The organism is Micromonospora halophytica, assembly GCF_900090245.1.
Lineage (GTDB): Bacteria > Actinomycetota > Actinomycetes > Mycobacteriales > Micromonosporaceae > Micromonospora > Micromonospora halophytica.
The window spans coordinates 164627-180355 of sequence record NZ_FMDN01000001.1 but is presented as its reverse complement, the minus strand read 5'-3'; the positions used below and the strand labels follow the sequence as shown (position 1 = coordinate 180355).

Annotated in this window: 13 protein-coding genes; 9 read left to right on the top strand and 4 right to left on the bottom strand. The window is 74.1% G+C overall.

Annotated features, from left to right (window positions below; all coding sequences use genetic code 11):
- Positions 1–75 precede the first annotated feature (75 nt).
- The 7 genes from GA0070560_RS00815 to nudC all read left to right on the top strand — a co-directional run bounded on the left by GA0070560_RS00815 (position 76) and on the right by nudC (position 9631).
- Positions 76–3534, top strand: a complete 3459-nt coding sequence (locus tag GA0070560_RS00815) for an ATP-dependent helicase (RefSeq protein WP_091290009.1) — start codon at positions 76–78, stop codon at positions 3532–3534.
- A 203-nt stretch (positions 3535–3737) separates the two neighbouring features.
- The gene (gene cspE, locus GA0070560_RS00810) at positions 3738–3941 is read left to right on the top strand and encodes a transcription antiterminator/RNA stability regulator CspE (RefSeq protein ID WP_007464836.1); all 204 of its coding nucleotides are present in this window, start codon (positions 3738–3740) and stop codon (positions 3939–3941) included.
- 219 nt (positions 3942–4160) lie between these two features.
- Entirely contained in the window at positions 4161–5462 is a 1302-nt protein-coding gene (locus tag GA0070560_RS00805) for a DEAD/DEAH box helicase (protein ID WP_091290007.1), read from the top strand.
- A gap of 193 nt (positions 5463–5655) precedes the next feature.
- Positions 5656–5856: a hypothetical protein gene (locus GA0070560_RS00800; RefSeq protein WP_091290005.1), complete on the top strand. Its 201-nt coding sequence runs from the start codon at positions 5656–5658 to the stop codon at positions 5854–5856.
- Positions 5857–6033: 177 nt separating this feature from the next.
- Positions 6034–7344 (top strand): M16 family metallopeptidase, encoded by a 1311-nt coding sequence (locus GA0070560_RS00795; RefSeq protein ID WP_091290002.1) that lies wholly within the window; start codon positions 6034–6036, stop codon positions 7342–7344.
- Entirely contained in the window at positions 7341–8687 is a 1347-nt protein-coding gene (locus GA0070560_RS00790; RefSeq protein ID WP_091290001.1) for a M16 family metallopeptidase, read from the top strand. The genes GA0070560_RS00795 and GA0070560_RS00790 overlap by 4 nt, the downstream gene beginning before the upstream one ends.
- The gene (gene nudC / locus GA0070560_RS00785) at positions 8684–9631 is read left to right on the top strand and encodes an NAD(+) diphosphatase (RefSeq protein ID WP_091289999.1); all 948 of its coding nucleotides are present in this window, start codon (positions 8684–8686) and stop codon (positions 9629–9631) included. Before GA0070560_RS00790 ends, nudC begins: the two co-directional genes overlap by 4 nt.
- Before the next feature lie 200 nt (positions 9632–9831).
- Here nudC and GA0070560_RS00780 read toward each other — a convergent pair whose 3' ends face one another.
- The 3 genes from GA0070560_RS00780 to GA0070560_RS00770 form a co-directional block, all read right to left on the bottom strand.
- Positions 9832–10107 (bottom strand): hypothetical protein, encoded by a 276-nt coding sequence (locus GA0070560_RS00780; protein ID WP_091289996.1) that lies wholly within the window; start codon positions 10105–10107, stop codon positions 9832–9834.
- A 217-nt stretch (positions 10108–10324) separates the two neighbouring features.
- Positions 10325–10552, bottom strand: coding sequence for a DUF397 domain-containing protein (locus GA0070560_RS00775; RefSeq protein WP_091289994.1), 228 nt, complete (start codon positions 10550–10552; stop codon positions 10325–10327).
- Positions 10553–10629: 77 nt separating this feature from the next.
- Positions 10630–11607 (bottom strand): helix-turn-helix domain-containing protein, encoded by a 978-nt coding sequence (locus GA0070560_RS00770; RefSeq protein ID WP_091289992.1) that lies wholly within the window; start codon positions 11605–11607, stop codon positions 10630–10632.
- A 230-nt stretch (positions 11608–11837) separates the two neighbouring features.
- On the opposite strand from GA0070560_RS00770, the gene GA0070560_RS00765 reads away from it, so the two are divergent.
- Entirely contained in the window at positions 11838–13142 is a 1305-nt protein-coding gene (locus GA0070560_RS00765; RefSeq protein ID WP_091289990.1) for an MFS transporter, read from the top strand.
- Between the two features lie 41 nt (positions 13143–13183).
- Here GA0070560_RS00765 and GA0070560_RS00760 read toward each other — a convergent pair whose 3' ends face one another.
- Positions 13184–13426: a mycoredoxin gene (locus GA0070560_RS00760; RefSeq protein WP_091289987.1), complete on the bottom strand. Its 243-nt coding sequence runs from the start codon at positions 13424–13426 to the stop codon at positions 13184–13186.
- Between the two features lie 90 nt (positions 13427–13516).
- Between GA0070560_RS00760 and GA0070560_RS00755 the strand changes: the two genes are divergently transcribed.
- Positions 13517–15685: an ATP-dependent DNA helicase UvrD2 gene (locus tag GA0070560_RS00755; RefSeq protein WP_091289985.1), complete on the top strand. Its 2169-nt coding sequence runs from the start codon at positions 13517–13519 to the stop codon at positions 15683–15685.
- Positions 15686–15729 lie beyond the last annotated feature (44 nt).

The window sequence follows — 15729 nt, the reverse complement described above, 5'->3', positions numbered from 1 at the left end:
TCTCGGCGACGGCCGCCGCACCGCGGGCGCCTGCGGTCGGCAGCGCGTCACACGGCCGCCGAAGAGGACGGCGCGATGACCCAGCCCGCCCTCTTCGGCACCACCGCCCCGGTGCCCCGCACGCCGGACTCCGGGCCCCGCTACACGCCGGTCGAGCTGGCGAAGCTGCTGCGGCTGCCGGCCCCGACCCCGGAGCAGGCGGCGATCATCTCCGCCCCGGTGGAGCCGCTGCTGGTGGTGGCGGGCGCGGGCTCGGGCAAGACGGAGACGATGGCCGCCCGGGTGGTCTGGCTGGTCGCCAACTCGTACGTCCGGCCGGAGCAGATCCTCGGCCTCACCTTCACCCGCAAGGCTGCCGGCGAGCTGGCGCACCGGGTGCGTACCCGGCTCGACCAACTCGTCCGGCGGCTGGGCCGGCGTGGTCGCGACCCACTGGACGACCCGCTCGCCGGCGAGCCCACCGTCTCCACCTACCACTCGTACGCGGGCCGGATCGTCACCGAGCACGGGCTGCGCGCCGGCTACGAGCCGACCACCCGGCTGCTCACCGAGGCGTCCCGCTGGCAACTGGTCGACCTGCTGGTGCGCAACTACGACGGCGACATGACCGACGTCGACCGGATGCCGAGCACCATCACCGACGCCGTGCTGGCGCTCGCCGGGGAGCTGGACGAGCACCTGGTCGACCCGGACGACCTGGCCGCCTGGACGGGTCGCTTCTTCGCCGACGTGCAGTCCCGCCCCGGCCGGGTCTACGCCGACGTGCGCAGGGCGTTGCAGCTCCAGCGGACCCGGCTGAAGCTGCTGCCGCTGGTGCGCGCGTACGCCCGGCGCAAGGACGACTTCGAGGCGATGGACTTCGCCGACCAGCTCGCCCGGGCCGCGCGGGTGGCCCGCGAGCATCCCGGCGTGGGTGTCATCGAGCGGGAGCGGTTCCGGGTGGTGCTGCTCGACGAGTACCAGGACACCAGCCACGCCCAGGTGGTGCTCCTCAACGCGCTCTTCGGCGGCGGCCACCCGGTCACCGCGGTCGGCGACCCCTGCCAGTCCATCTACGGCTGGCGCGGGGCCAGCGCCGGCACCCTGGAGCGCTTCCCGACCGAGTTCGCCCGCGCCGACGGCACCCCGGCCGAGGTGCTCAGCCTCACCACGAGCTGGCGCAACCGGCCGGAGATCCTCGGCGTGGCCAACGCGCTCTCGGTCCCACTGCGCGCCGCGGGCGCCCGGGTGCCGGAGCTGCACGCGGCGATGAGCGTCAAGGATCCGATCCCGCACCGCAGTCCGCGCGGCCAGGCCGCCGGCACCGTGCACTGCGCGCTGCTGCACACGTACGTCGACGAGGCCGACTGGATCGCCGACAGCGTGCTGGCCGCCTGGCGGGGTGCGGCCGGGATGCCCGACGCGCTGCCCGAGCACATCCCGGTGCCGCGTCGCCCCACCACCGCGGTGCTGGTCCGGCTGCGCAGCCAGATCCCGGCGATCGAGGCGGCGCTGCGCGCCCGGGGCCTGCCGGTCGAGGTGGTCGGCCTGGGTGGCCTGCTCGACACCCCCGAGGTCCGCGACGTGGTCTGCACCCTGCGGGTGCTGGCCGACCCGACCGACGGTGCGGCGCTGCTGCGGCTGCTCACCGGCGCACGCTGGCGGATCGGGCCGCGCGACCTGGTCGCCCTGCACCGGCGGGCCCGGGCCATCGGGCGGGCGCGGCGGGAGCTGACCGGCGACGACGGGCCGGAGATCGTGGTGGACGTGCTGGACGAGGCGACCCTGGTCGAGGCCCTGGCCGACCTGGGGCCGGCGCAGGCGTACTCGGCGGAGGGCTACGCGCGGCTGCGGTCGTACGCGATGGAGCTGGCGCTGCTGCGTTACCGGCTGGACCAGACGCTGCCGGAGCTGATCGCGGACATCGAACGGACCATCGGCCTGGACGTGGAGGTGGCCGTGCGGGCCGGCCGGGACGGCGCCGGCGACGCCGGCCTGGCCCGGGGCCACCTGGACGCCCTCGGCGACGTCGCGGCCCGGTTCAGCGGGGAGACCCCGGGGGCGACCCTCGCCGGTTTCCTGGCCTACCTCGCCGCCGCCGAGGACGAGGAGCGTGGGCTGGCCCCCGGCGAGGTGGAGGTGGTGGAGGGCGCGGTGCAGGTGCTCACCGCGCACGCCGCCAAGGGCCTGGAGTGGGACGTGGTGTCGGTCGCCGGGCTGACCCGGGGCGTCTGGCCGGGCCCGGTGCGCAACTCCGACCACTGGCTGGGCGGGCTCGGGGTGCTGCCGTTCCCGCTGCGGGGCGACGCCGACGGGCTGCCGGAGCTGGGCCTGGCCGACGTCGAGGACCAGCGCGGGGTGGCCCGGGCGCTGGCGGACTTCACCGACGCCTGGCGGGCGCACGACGAGCGGGAGGAGCGCCGGCTGACGTACGTGGCGGTGACCCGCCCCCGCCGGCTGCTGCTCTGCTCCGGGTACTGGTGGGGGGAGGGGACCAAGCGGTTCCGTGGCCCGTCGGTCTTCCTGCGCGAGGTGCACGACGCCTGCCTGGACGGCGTGGACGGGCACCTGGTCGACGCGTGGACGCCGGAGCCGGCCGGCGACGCCGCCAACCCGACCGCGGAGACGGTGCTGCGGGCCGAGTGGCCGGCCGACCCGCTCGGCCCGCGCCGGCCCGCGCTGGCGGAGGCCGCCGCGCTGGTGCGCCGCTTCCTCGCCGACCCGGACGCGGCCCGCCGCGAGTTCCCCACCGACCGCGCGGCCACACCGGCCGCCACCGACCCGACCGGCGTACGGGCCGGCTCCGACGGCGACGCCACCGACCCGGCGGCCGACGACCCGGAGGTGGCGCGCTGGCGGCAGGAGGCGGACCTGCTCCTTGCCGAGCGGGCCGAACTGCTGCGGCAGGCCGAGGCGGTCGAGGTGGCGCTGCCCGGGCACCTCTCGGTGACCCAGCTCGTGGCGCTGCGCCGTGACCCGGAGGCGTTGGCCCGTACGCTGCGCCGACCGATGCCCACCGCGCCCAACCCGTACGCCCGCCGTGGCACCGCCTTCCACACCTGGCTGGAGCAGCGCTTCGGCGCGGACCGGCTGCTCGACGTGGACGAGCTGCCCGGCGCGGCCGACGCGGAGGCCGTCGGGGACGAGGCGCTGACCGAGTTGCAGGAGCGCTTCCTGTCCAGCGAGTGGGCCGACCGGGTGCCGGTCGAGGTGGAGGTGCCGTTCGCCACAGTGATCGCCGGCGTGGTGGTCCGGGGCCGGATGGACGCCGTCTTCGCCCGCCCCGGCGGCCGGTACGACGTGGTCGACTGGAAGACCGGCCGGCAGCCGGTCGGGCGGGAGGCCGAGGTGGCGGCGGTGCAGCTGGCCGTGTACCGGCTGGCCTGGGCGGAGCTGGCCGGGGTGCCGGTCGAGCGGGTCGGGGCCGCCTTCCACTACGTCTGGGAGGGCGTCACCGTGCGTCCGACCGACCTGCTCGACGCCGACGGGCTCACCGCGTTGGTCGCCGGAGTGCCGGAAATCCCGGTTGGGGGTGGCACGGGCCCGAATCCGTGATACGTTAACCGCGTTGCAGTTTTGGTTTCCAGAGACTCTGTGTGCGCCTGGCGGATTGTGGCCCCAGGCGCTCTTTGTTGTGTCCGGAGTTCTCCGGGCGGGGCGACCAGCAGCGACAGGCATGCCGCGCAATCGCGCGTGGCGTGCTCCCTTCGGTCCGCAACAGGTGCGGGTCCGAACGTTCCGTCAAGGAGACGAAACACATGGCAATTGGTACCGTCAAGTGGTTCAACGCTGACAAGGGCTTCGGCTTCATCACCCCGGACGGCGGCGGCGCGGACGTCTTCGCCCACTTCTCGGCGATCCAGTCCTCCGGCTACCGCAGCCTGGACGAGAACCAGCGGGTCGAGTTCGAGGTGACCCAGGGCCAGAAGGGCCCGCAGGCGGAGAACATCCGTCCGCTCTGACCCTCGGATCGACCGGTAACACCCATCGCGCCCCCCGGGCGTGGTGACGGGCCGGTCCGCCGCGCCGCCCACCCGCTCCGGCGGGGCGGCGCGCTGCGGCGGACCGCCCCGTACCCAATCGGTTCGTGCTTGTGAGTCGCGGCGCACTCTCCGCCTGCGACAGCGCCGCATTCCCGGCGCCCTCCCTCGACACGTGCCGCGTCGAGGAAGGCATTGCGCATGACCATGACCATTCCCACCTTCGCCGCCACCGGCCTCGCGCCCGCGCTCGTCGCCGAACTGGCCGCGCAGGGCATCACCGAGCCGTTCCCGATCCAGGCGGCTTCCCTGCCGGACTCGCTCGCCGGCCGTGATCTGCTCGGCCGGGGCCGGACCGGTTCCGGCAAGACGCTCGCCTTCGGGCTGCCCGTGCTGCACCGCACCGCCGGCCGCCGGGCCCGCCCGGGCCGCCCGCTGGCGCTGGTGCTGGTGCCGACCCGTGAGCTGGCCCAGCAGGTCACCACCGCGCTCACCCCGTACGCCCGGGTCCTCGGGCTGCGCTGCGCCACCGTCGTCGGTGGCCTGTCGCTGCAACGGCAGGCCGACGCGCTGCGCGCCGGCGCAGAGGTGCTGGTCGCCACCCCGGGCCGGCTGCACGACCTGATCAACCGGGGTGACGCCCGCCTCGACCAGGTGGCCGTCACCGTGCTCGACGAGGCAGACCAGATGGCCGACATGGGCTTCCTGCCGCAGGTCACCAAGCTGCTGGAGCAGGTCGCCCCGAACGGCCAGCGGATGCTCTTCTCCGCCACCCTCGACGGTGGCGTGGACAAGCTGGTCCGCCGCTTCCTCACCGACCCGGTCTCGCACTCGGTCGACCCGGGCACCGCGACGGTGAGCGCGATGACGCACCACGTCCTGCACCTCGACGCGGCGGACAAGCCCGACGCGCTCGCCCGGATCGCCGCCCGCGAGGGCCGCACCATCCTGTTCATGGCGACCAAGCACCGCGCCGACCGGGTCGCCCGCCAGCTCCTGGCCAGGGGGGTACGCGCCGCGGCCCTGCACGGTGGCAAGTCGCAGCCGCAGCGCACCCGGATCCTGGAGCAGTTCCGCACCGGTCAGGTGACCGCCCTGGTCGCCACCGACGTGGCGGCCCGGGGCATCCACGTCGACGGGCTCGACCTCGTGGTCAACGTCGACCCGCCGACCGAGGCGAAGGACTACCTGCACCGGGGCGGTCGTACCGCCCGGGCGGGGGAGTCGGGCGCCGTGGTCACGCTGGTCCTGCCCGAGCAGCGCCGGGACGTCTCCCGGCTGATGAGCGTGGCCGGCATCAAGCCGCACACCGCCCAGGTACGCCCCGGCGACGAGGCCCTGACCCGGGTGACCGGGGCCCGGGAGCCGTCCGGGGTGCCGGTGACCATCGCCGTGCCGCAGCCGGCCCCGGCCGCCCGCCCGCGTACCGCCGGTGGGGAGGGTGGCCGCGCCCACCGGGCCTCCGGCCGTTCGCGCCGGCCGCGCCGCCCCCGCAGCGCCTGAGCCCCGTCCTGTCCTGACCCGACCCCGCGGGACGTGGGGCGAGCAGGCGGCTGCGCAGGGTGATCATGTCGCCGGCCGAGTCGGCAAACAGGCGTAAGTGCGTCCGATCGGCGACTGTTCCCGGATCCACGGCTGGTCGAAGCTTGTCCCCGGGGGGAAGAGCCGGCCGGGGGGCCGGCTCGGGAAGGGTGACATGGTGGTCGACGTCGACTCGGGGGCGATGCGTGAGCTGATGGTGGTGCTCGCGGTGGCGGGCGCAGGGCTGTTGCTCGCCATGGTCGCGGCGTTCGCCCCCTGGCACCCGAGGCCGGGCCGGGCCGCCCCGGCCGGTCTGGTCGAGCTGCACAGCCCGGGCGGCGTGAGCGCACCGGCCGTCGAGTTGACGGCCGGCTGACCGCGTCGGCGTGGGGGGCGGGCCGCTCGACGGCCTGGCAGTTCGGCGACGCCGACCCCGACGTCGGCCCGACCTGGCACAGCGGCGGGCGGGCCGACGTCGGGGTCGGCGGGGCCGCGGGTCACCACTGTGTCAGGTGCCGGGTGCGGGCGGTGCGGACACGCTAGGGTCGAGCACGTGCCGACGCGGAGAGCGAAGATTCCAACGACGAAATACCCCGTCGAGCGGTTCCGCCTCGACAACGGTCTGCGGGTGGTCCTCACCCCGGACCGCAGCGCCCCGGTGATCGGGGTCGCGGTCGTCTACGACGTCGGCATCCGGTCCGAACCGGAGGGACGCACCGGCTTCGCCCACCTCTTCGAGCACCTGATGTTCCAGGGCTCGGAGAACCTGGAGAAGCTGGCCCACTTCCGGCACGTCCAGGGTGCCGGCGGCACCTTCAACGGCTCCACCCACCTGGACTACACCGACTACTTCGAGACGCTGCCGAGCAACGCCCTGGAACGGGCGCTGTTCCTGGAGGCCGACCGGATGCGCGGCCCCCGGCTGACCGAGGAGAACCTGCGCAACCAGGTCGACGTGGTCAAGGAGGAGATCCGGGTCAACGTGCTCAACCGGCCGTACGGCGGGTTTCCCTGGCTGACCCTGCCACCGGTCATGTTCGACACGTTCCCCAACGCGCACGACGGGTACGGCTCCTTCACCGACCTGGAGTCGGCCACCGTCGCCGACGCCGCCGACTTCTTCCGCCGCTACTACGCCAGCGGCAACGCCGTGCTGGCGGTCAGCGGAGACATCGACGTGGTCGAGGCGACCGCGCTGATCGAGCGGCACTTCGGCGACGTGCCGGCCCGCCCCGCGCCGGAACGCCCCGACTTCACCGAGCCGGACCTGACCGTCGAGCGGCGGCACGCGTACACCGACCAGCTGGCGCCGTTGCCGGCGGTGGCCGGGGCCTGGCGGGTGCCCGACCCGATCGACGACTTCGCCGGCTACCTGCCGTACGTGGTGCTGGCCGAGGTACTCACCGACGGCGACGCGTCCCGGCTGGTCGAGCGGCTGGTCCAGCGGGACCGGACGGTGACCGGCATCGGCGGGTACCTGGGCTTCATGGGCGACCCCTTCGACGTGCGGGACCCGACCGCGCTGTTGCTCCAGGCGCACCTGCCGCCCGGCGGCGACGTCGACAAGGTGCTGCGGACCTTCGATGAGGAACTGGACCGGCTCGCCACCGACGGGCTGACCGAGGGCGAGCTGGCGCGGACCCAGGCCCGGATGGCCACCCACCTGCTGCGGGACACCGACGCGGTGCTCGGCCGGGCGCTGCGGATGGCGGTGCTGGAGCAGCAGCGCGGCGAGCCGGGCCTGCTCAACGAGCTGCCCCGGCTGGTCGGCGAGGTCACCGAGGACCAGGTGCGGGCCGCCGCCGCCACCCTGCGGCCGGAGCGCCGCGCCGCAGTCGAGGTCATCCCCGGAGGTGCCAGGTGAGCTCGGTGACGACGACCCCTCCCGCCGAGGCCCGCGCGCTGCCGCCGCTCGGCCCGACCCGCAAGCTCAAGCTGCCGAAGCAGGCCGAGCGACGGCTGGCCAACGGGCTCACCGTGATCGCGGTACGCCGTCCCGCCGTCCCCCTGGTCGAGCTGCGGCTCTGGATGCCGTTCGGCCGGACCCACCTGGCCCGCGGCGCGATGCTCTCGCAGACCGTCCTCTCCGGCACCCGGACGCACACCGCGACCCGGATCGCCGCCGAGCTGCAGAAGGTCGGCGGCGGCCTGTCGGCCGGCATCGACCCGGACCGGCTGATGCTCTCCGGGGCGGGCCTGGTCACCGGCCTGGACCGGATGCTGGAGATCCTCGCCGACGTGCTGATCGGGGCCACCTACCCGGCCGAGTGGGTCGACACCGAGCGGGACCGGTTGGTCGACCGGATCCAGGTGGCCCAGAGCCAGCCCGCTCACCTGGCCCGTACCGCCCTGCTCAAGCGGATCTACGGCCGGCATCCGTACGCGGTGCAGACGCCGGAGCCCGACCAGGTGCGGGCGGTCCGCCCGGCCGCCCTGCGTAAGCTGCACGCCGATCAGGTGCATCCGGCCGAGGCGGTGCTGGTGCTGGTCGGCGACGTGCAGCCGGAGCGCGCGCTGGACGCCGCCGAGAAGGCCCTGGCCGGCTGGAACGGCGACCGCCGGGGCGCCGAGCTGCCGCCCGCGCCACCGCTGGAGCCGGGCCCGTTGCTGCTGGTCGACCGGCCCGGTTCGGTGCAGTCCTCGCTGCGGGTCGCGCTGCCGGCGGTGCCCCGCACCCACCCCGACCACGCTCCGCTGCAACTGGCCAACCTGCTCTTCGGCGGTTACTTCTCGTCCCGCTGGACGGAGAACATCCGCGAGGACAAGGGCTACACGTACGGGCCGCACTCCACCGTCGAGCACTCGGTCGCCGGGTCGGTGCTGGTGGCCGCCGCGGAGGTGGCCACCGAGGTGACCGGCCCGGCGCTGCTGGAGACCATGTACGAGCTGGGCCGGCTGGCCACCGTCGCGCCGAAGCCGGACGAACTGGAGCAGGCCCGGCAGTACGCCCTCGGCACGCTCCAGCTCGGCATGTCCACCCAGGCCGGGCTCGCCTCGCTGACCAGCGCGTACGCCGGCAACGGGCTGCGCCTGGAGTTCCTCGCCGAGCACGCCGCCCGGCTGGCGAAGGCGACCGTGGACGATGTCGCCGAGGTGGCCGCCCGCTACCTGGCGCCGGCGAACGCGGTCACGTTGGTGCTGGGCGACGCCGACCGGATCGAGGGGCAGCTGGCGGTGTTGACCCCGGTACGGCGGGAGTCGGCGTGAGTGGCGAGCCGGCCCCGCCGCTGGCCCGCTCCACCCTCGACCGGGCGGCGCACCGGCGTACCGACCGGGAGTGGCTGGCGCAGGCGTGGCGGCGGGCCCGGGTGCTCGTGCTCGACTCGACCCACGGGGGTCGGGCGCTGGTGCGTACCGACGCCAGCCCACCCGCGCTGGTGCTGCGGGACCCGGCCGACCTGGGGCCGACCGGGGAGGCGGTGCCGCTCTTCCTCGGGGTGGAGCCGGACGGCGTACCGGTCTTCGCGGTGGACGCGCCGCTGCCGGAGCTGCCGGCGACCCGCGCGGTGAGCCTGCGGGAGGTCGGCCACCTGCTCAGCGACCGGGACGCGGGTGTCTTCACCACCGCCCTGGCCCTGGTCAACTGGCACCTCGGGCACGGCTGGTCGCCCCGGACGGGGCACCGCACGGAGCTGGACGAGGGCGGCTGGTCCCGGGTGGACGCACAGGGCCACCGGGCCTGGCCGCGCACCGACCCGGCGATGATCGTGCTGGTGCACGACGGGGTGGACGGCCCGGACGGCCGCTGCCTGCTCGGCAACAACGCCACCTGGCCGCGTACGCCGGGCGTGCGGCGTTACTCCTGCCTGGCCGGTTACGTCGAGCCGGGGGAGTCGGCGGAGGCCGCCGTGCTGCGCGAGGTCCGCGAGGAGGTCGGGGTCGCGGTCGAGAAGATCGGGTACGCGGGCAGCCAGGCGTGGCCGTTTCCCGGCTCGCTGATGCTGGGCTTCCTGGCCGAGGCGGATCCGGCGGCACCGGTCCGGGTCGATCCGGCCGAGATCGCGTACGCCCGTTGGTTCACCCGCCGGGAGATCGGCGCGGCGTTGGCCGGGCGGGCGGTGGACGTCGGCGGTGGTGACCGGTTGATCCTGCCGCCGCCGTCGTCGATCGCGCTCTTCCTCGTGCACCGCTGGCTCGACGGCCACTGCTGACCGCCCGTCGTCCCGGTGCGCGGCCGAGGGCTCGTGGATGCCGTACCCGTGCCGGTGACGGACCTGGCCCGGACACGGTCCCGGCCCGTGACCGTCGTTGCCGCGACGGTCACGGGCCGGACACGGGCCGTCGTGGCGGATGGGGCGTAGGAACCGCGGCGGGGGAGCCGGTCCGACCACGACGGACGTCGGTGCGGGGGTCAGCTTCCGGTGGCCTCCCAGCATTCCTGGCGGGTGGGGGCGGGCTCGTCGAGCGGCAGCACCTTGACCCGCTGCCGTCCGGAGCGGACCGCGCCGACCGTGGCGAGCGCCCGCGCCAGCAGCAGTGCGGCCTCCCGGTCCTCGGCGTGCACGATCTGGCGGCGGGGTTCGGGCGCGGTCGTCTCGTCGCGGAGCACACCACCGCCGGCCCAGGCGGCTGCGATGTCGGTGTCGGCGGCGGTGCGGATGTCGGTTCGAACGATCAGGAAACGCATGGCTGTCTCCGGATGGACCGCGACGGACGGGTACCGAGTGAAACTTCCACGTCACTGAAACGTCATGTTACGCCTGCCAGTGATCCCGGCAAGTGAAACGCGACCATCGGTCCGGCGCGTCATCCGATCATCCGATGCCTGGTCAGGGCGGTCGTGGACGGGTAGACGACGAGAGGCCGCCAGCGTCACGCCGACGGCCCCTCACCCGCTCACCGGATCAGTTCAGATCGAACTGGCCGTTCTTTGCGCCGCTGATGAAGCCGAGCCAGCCGGCCCGGTTGAACAGCAGCACCGGCCCGCCCGGGTCCTTGCTGTCCCGCAGCGCGACCACCGCCGCGCCCAGCGGGGCGACCTCGACGCAGTTCGAGGTCTGGCTCCGGGTGCTCTTGCGCCAGGGGGCGTCGGCGAACTGCCGGGTGACGACGGTGTTACGGATCTCGTTCATGGTTCTGCTCCTGCTCCTGGGCTGCTCCGATGGGGACGAGTGGCGCCCGCCCGGCCCCGGCGGAGGTCCGGTGTGGATCACCGCTCCGTCAGGCGCCCGGTAGGTCGGCGGCGCTGGACCGGCGCTGCTGCCGCCCCGTGGGCCGCCGTGGACGGGGCTGCCGTGTCGGTCAGCCGTCCCGTCGCCTCGAAGAGCCAGGAGAGGGTGTCCGATGCGGAGAGCGCCGCCGAGCATAGCCACTCGAAGGCCATTTTATAGCGATTTACAGTATTTGCCTCATGCGACATGACGTCGATGAAGCCACCTTCGATCGCCAGCGTCTCCGGGTCCTGCGGGTCGGCGAAGCGGTAGAGCGAGAAGGCGGTCGGCGGCAGGTAGAACTCGCCGATCACCGTCGTCCGTTGCAGCAGGTGCAGGGTGACGTTGGGCAGCATCGCCAGCTCGCAGAGCTTGGCGAGCTGTTCCCGGCGCACCTCGACCGGGCCGGCCCGCTCGCCGAGCGCGGCCTCCTCCAGCACTGCCGTGTAGCAGGGGCCGTCGGAGCGGTCCAGCAGCGACTGTCGGGCCAGCCGGGCGCGTACCTCGGTCTCCGGGTCCTCGCCGGCCTCCGGGTCGCCGGCCGCGGCGGCGGCCAGGTCGGCCGAGACGATCCGCAGCCGGGCGTAGCCCGCGGTCTGCAGCAGCCCCGGCACCAGCACCGGGTTGTACTCACGGATCTCCGCGCAGCCGGCCTCGATCTCCGCCCAGCCGAGCTGCTGCCGGGTCATCACCGGGTACGACTTGCGCCAGCCGCGCACGTCGCCGGCCTCGTGGGCGATGTTGATCAGCTCCGCGCGCTGGTCCGGATCCGCCCCGTAGAGCTCCAGCAGGACGGCCACGTCGTCCGGGTCGGGCCGGCTGCGGCCGTTCTCCAGTCGGGACAGCTTGGACGCCGACGCCCAGCCGATCCGATCGATCACCTGGTCGCCGGTGAGTTCCGCCGCCTCGCGCAGGCGGCGCAGTTCGGTGCCGAGCCTGCGTCGGCGCAGGATCGGGCTCGGTACGGCAGGAGGCACGGGTGTCCTCGATTCCGTAGACCGCCGCGGACGCGACGGTAACTGTATGAAATTCGGCCCACACGGACAGTATGGACGCGCGGTCGCCGTCGGGGGTCCCCGACAAGGGCGTGTCACGGGACAAAAAGAGGACTGTGGAAAGTGTCAGCGGCCCGGACGACGATGACCGGACCGGCCACAACTCCTCCAGACCGCGCCCGACGGGCGCCACCCCAGCGGAGGGAACCCCCATGCGCACCGTCCTGCGCCACCCCGACTTCCGACTGCTCTTCGGCGCGCTGCTGGCCAGCATGGCCGCCGAGTCCATCCTGCTGCTCGCGCTCGCCATCTGGGTCAAGGACCTGACCGGCTCGAACGGCCTGGCCGGCGCGACCATCTTCGCGATCATCGCGCCGATGACGATGGCGCCACTGGTCGGCTGGGTCGTCGACCGGTACCGCCGCCGGCCGTTCTTCGTGGCCGCGAACCTCGGCACCGCCATGCTGCTCACCCCGCTCTTCGCCGTGCGGGACCGGGCCGGCGTGTGGATCATCTACGTGGTGGCCGGCCTGTACGGGCTGTCGTACCTGACGCTCAGCGCGACCCTCAGCGGCCTGATCCGGCAACTGGTGCCCAGCGAGCTGCTCGCCGAGGCGAACGGGGCGTTGCAGACCGTCCGGCAAGGGCTCCGGCTGGGCGGCCCGCTCGCCGGCGCGGCCCTCTACGCGACGGTCGGCGGCTGGCTGCTGGCCACGCTGGCGATGGTCGGGTTCGTCAGCGCCGCCGCCGTGGTGGGGCTGCTCCGGACGCGCGAGGTGGAGCCGGCCGCGGCCACCCTCCGCTGGCCGGCCGAGCTGGGCGTGGGGCTGCGCCACCTGGCGGGTGAGCCCGCGCTGCGCCGGGCCCTGCTCGGCTACGGGCTGGGCTCGCTGGTGATGGGCTTCAGCGAGTCGCTGATCTTCGCGTACGTCGACCAGGGGCTGGGCCGCGACGCCGCGTTCGTGGGGGTGCTGGTCACCGTGCAGGGGGTCGGCGGGCTGGTCGGCGGTCTGCTCTCACCGGCCGTGGTGCGCCGGGTCGGCGAGGTGGGGGCGCTCGCCGCCGGGGTGACCTTCTTCGGTCCGGCCGCGCTGGCGCTGGCCTGGCCGGACCTGCGGCTGGGGGTGCTCGCCCTGCTGCTGGCCGGGGTGTCGCTGCCGCTGACCATGGTCGGGCTGAACACGCTCGTGCAGCGGCGTACCCCGCCGGGGCTGCTGGGCCGGGTGACCGCGGCCTCGGAGGCGCTGGTCAGCGGTCCGCAGGCGTTCTCGATCGGGGCCGGTGCGCTGCTCGTCGGCGCGTTCGACTACCGGCTGCTCTTCGTCGTCGTCGGGGTGGTCACCACCGCCGCCGGTGCCTGGCTCTGGCGCGGCCGCCGACTCTCCCCACCCGCCCCCCTGCCCCCCACCCCGCAGCCCTCACCCCCACCCCCACGGCTCCCGTCCCCCCGCCGATCCCCGGAGACCATCGTCGATCATGAAGTTATCGCCGCGACACGCCGGGAGAGTTGGCAATAACTTCATGATCGACGACCGGGTCGGGGTCGGGGCGGGACGGGTCAGCCGGCGATGCGGGCGAGGTGCTGCTTGACCTGGTTGATCGAGGGGTTGGTCAGGGCGCTGCCGTCGGCGAAGCGCAGGGTCGGGACGGTCTGGTTGCCGCCGTTGACGCTCATCACGAACTCGGCCGACTTCGGGTCCCGCTCGATGTCGACGACCTCGTACCCGATGCCCTCCCGGTCGAGTTGCGACTTGAGCCGGTGGCAGTAGCCGCACCACGAGGTGGAATACATCGTCAACATGGTCAGGTCCTCCCAGGGTCGATCGGCCCGGCTCCGATCAGGCCAGGCTAGTCGCTGCAACATCACCGCGAGCTGAGATGATTCCTCGTTGTGGTGGTTCACTCAGCGGCCGAACTCGTGCTCGCCGGACTGGATCCGGAGCAGCGGTCGGCGGTGACCGCTCCGGCCGGCCCGGTCTGCATCCTGGCCGGCGCCGGCACCGGCAAGACCCGCGCGGTGACCTCCCGGATCGCGCACCGTGCCCTGACCGGGGAGATCTCCGCCCGGCACGTCCTGGCGGTCACCTTCACCGCCCGTGCCGCCGCCGAGATGCGAAGCCGTCTCACCGTGCTCGGGGTGTCCGGTGTGCAGGCGCGCACGTTCCACGCGGCCGCGCTGCGCCAGGTCCGCTACTTCGCCCCCCGGCTGCTCGACGGCCGGGCCATGCCCGAGCTGCTGGACAGCAAGGTGCGGGTGGTCACCCTGGCCGCGGCCAAGGTCGGGCTGCGCGCCGACCGGGCCGCCGCCCGTGACCTGGCCGGTGAGATCGAGTGGGCCAAGTCGTCGCTGGTCGAGCCCGGGGAGTACGTCGTCGCCGCGGCGAAGGCGCTGCGCGAGACGCCGTACGAGCCGGCGAAGGTGGCCGACGTCTTCGCCGCGTACGAGCGGCTCAAACGCGCCAACGGGGTGATCGACTTCGAGGACATGCTGCGCGCGGCGGTCTGGGGGATCGAGGAGCACCGGGACGTCGCCGAGCAGGTGCGCGGCCAGTACCGGCACTTCGTGGTCGACGAGTACCAGGACGTCAACCCGTTGCAGCAGCGGCTGCTGGAGGCGTGGCTCGGCGGCCGGGACGACCTCACCGTGGTCGGCGACGCCAGCCAGACCATCTACTCGTTCACCGGGGCCACCTCGTCGTACCTGGTCGACTTCCCGCGCCGGCACCGGAACGCGACGGTGGTCCGGCTGGTCCGGGACTACCGCTCCACCCCGCAGGTCGTCGGGCTGGCCAACGCGGTGATCGGCCAGGCCCGGGGCGCCGAGGCGCGGCTGCGCCTGGAACTGCACGGGCAGCGACCGCCGGGCCCCGAGCCGGAGCTGCGGATCTTCACCGACGAGCCGGCCGAGGCGACCGCCGTGGCGGCCCGCTGCCGGGCCCTGGTCGAGGGGGGTACGCCGGCGAAGGAGATCGCCGTGCTGTTCCGGACCAACGCGCAGTCCGAGGCGTACGAGAAGGCACTGACCGAGGCCGGCGTGCCGTACGTGGTGCAGGGCGCGGAACGCTTCTTCGAACGGGTCGAGGTGCGTCAGGCGATGGTGGCGCTGCGGGCGGCCACCCGGTCGATCCCGGGGGAGACCCCGTTGCCGGTCGCGGTGCGCGAGGCGCTCGCGGCGGTCGGCTGGGCCCCCGACGCCGCCCCGGCCGGCGGTGCGGCGCGGGAGCGCTGGGAGGCGCTCGCCGCGCTCGTCCAGCTCGCCGACGAGTACGCCGCCACGCCCGAGGTGCTGCCGATCGGCGAGGCCGCCGCGGTGGAGCGTCCGGTGACGTTGTCGGACTTCAACGAGGAGCTGGCCCGCCGGGCCGCCCAGCAGCACGTGCCCACGGTGGACGGGGTGACCCTGGCCTCGCTGCATTCGGCCAAGGGGCTGGAGTGGGACGCGGTCTTCCTGGTCGGGCTCTCCGAGGGCACCCTGCCCACCACGTACGCCCGGACCCCGGAGCAGGTCGAGGAGGAGCGCCGGCTGCTCTACGTCGGGATCACCCGGGCCCGCCGGTGGCTCTGGCTGTCGTACGCCTCGGCGCGCTCGCCGGGCGGGCGGGCCCGGCGGCCGTGCCGCTTCCTGCCGCAGCTGGACCGATCCGGCGGCGGGGAGCGGGCCGGCGGCGGCGTGGCGGCCCGTCGGGCCGGTGTGGAGCGACGGCGTACCCAGGTGGTCTCCTGCCGGATCTGCGGCGCGACCCTGCTCGCCGGCCCGGACCGCAAGCTGGGGCGCTGCCCCACCTGCCCGTCCGACATCGACGAGGAGCTGTACGAGCGGCTGCGCGACTGGCGGGCCCGGGTGGCCGGCGCGCAGAAGGTCCCGGCGTACGTGGTCTTCACCGACGCGACGTTGACCGCGTTGGCCGAGCGGCGTCCCGGGCGGACCGAGGAGCTGATCGCGATCGCCGGGATCGGCCCCCGCAAGCTGGGCCTGTACGGCGACGCGGTACTGGCGCTGGTGGAGGGCGCGGCGGTGGACGACATCGCCCCGGAGAAAACTTTCGAAATCTCGTCGTAAATTCGTTTGCCCTCGCCCCGGGGCGAGGAATAGCCTCAGGACAC

What these genes read in the sequence shown, in the direction of transcription:
- GA0070560_RS00800 (WP_091290005.1), top strand. Translation starts at nt 5,656, where the DNA reads ATGGTGGTCGACGTCGACTCGGGGGCGATGCGTGAGCTGATGGTGGTG.
- GA0070560_RS00760 (WP_091289987.1), bottom strand. Translation starts at nt 13,426, where the DNA reads ATGTTGACGATGTATTCCACCTCGTGGTGCGGCTACTGCCACCGGCTC.
- GA0070560_RS00805 (WP_091290007.1), top strand. Translation starts at nt 4,161, where the DNA reads ATGACCATGACCATTCCCACCTTCGCCGCCACCGGCCTCGCGCCCGCG.
- GA0070560_RS00775 (WP_091289994.1), bottom strand. Translation starts at nt 10,552, where the DNA reads ATGAACGAGATCCGTAACACCGTCGTCACCCGGCAGTTCGCCGACGCC.
- GA0070560_RS00815 (WP_091290009.1), top strand. Translation starts at nt 76, where the DNA reads ATGACCCAGCCCGCCCTCTTCGGCACCACCGCCCCGGTGCCCCGCACG.
- GA0070560_RS00780 (WP_091289996.1), bottom strand. Translation starts at nt 10,107, where the DNA reads ATGCGTTTCCTGATCGTTCGAACCGACATCCGCACCGCCGCCGACACC.
- GA0070560_RS00765 (WP_091289990.1), top strand. Translation starts at nt 11,838, where the DNA reads ATGCGCACCGTCCTGCGCCACCCCGACTTCCGACTGCTCTTCGGCGCG.
- cspE (WP_007464836.1), top strand. Translation starts at nt 3,738, where the DNA reads ATGGCAATTGGTACCGTCAAGTGGTTCAACGCTGACAAGGGCTTCGGC.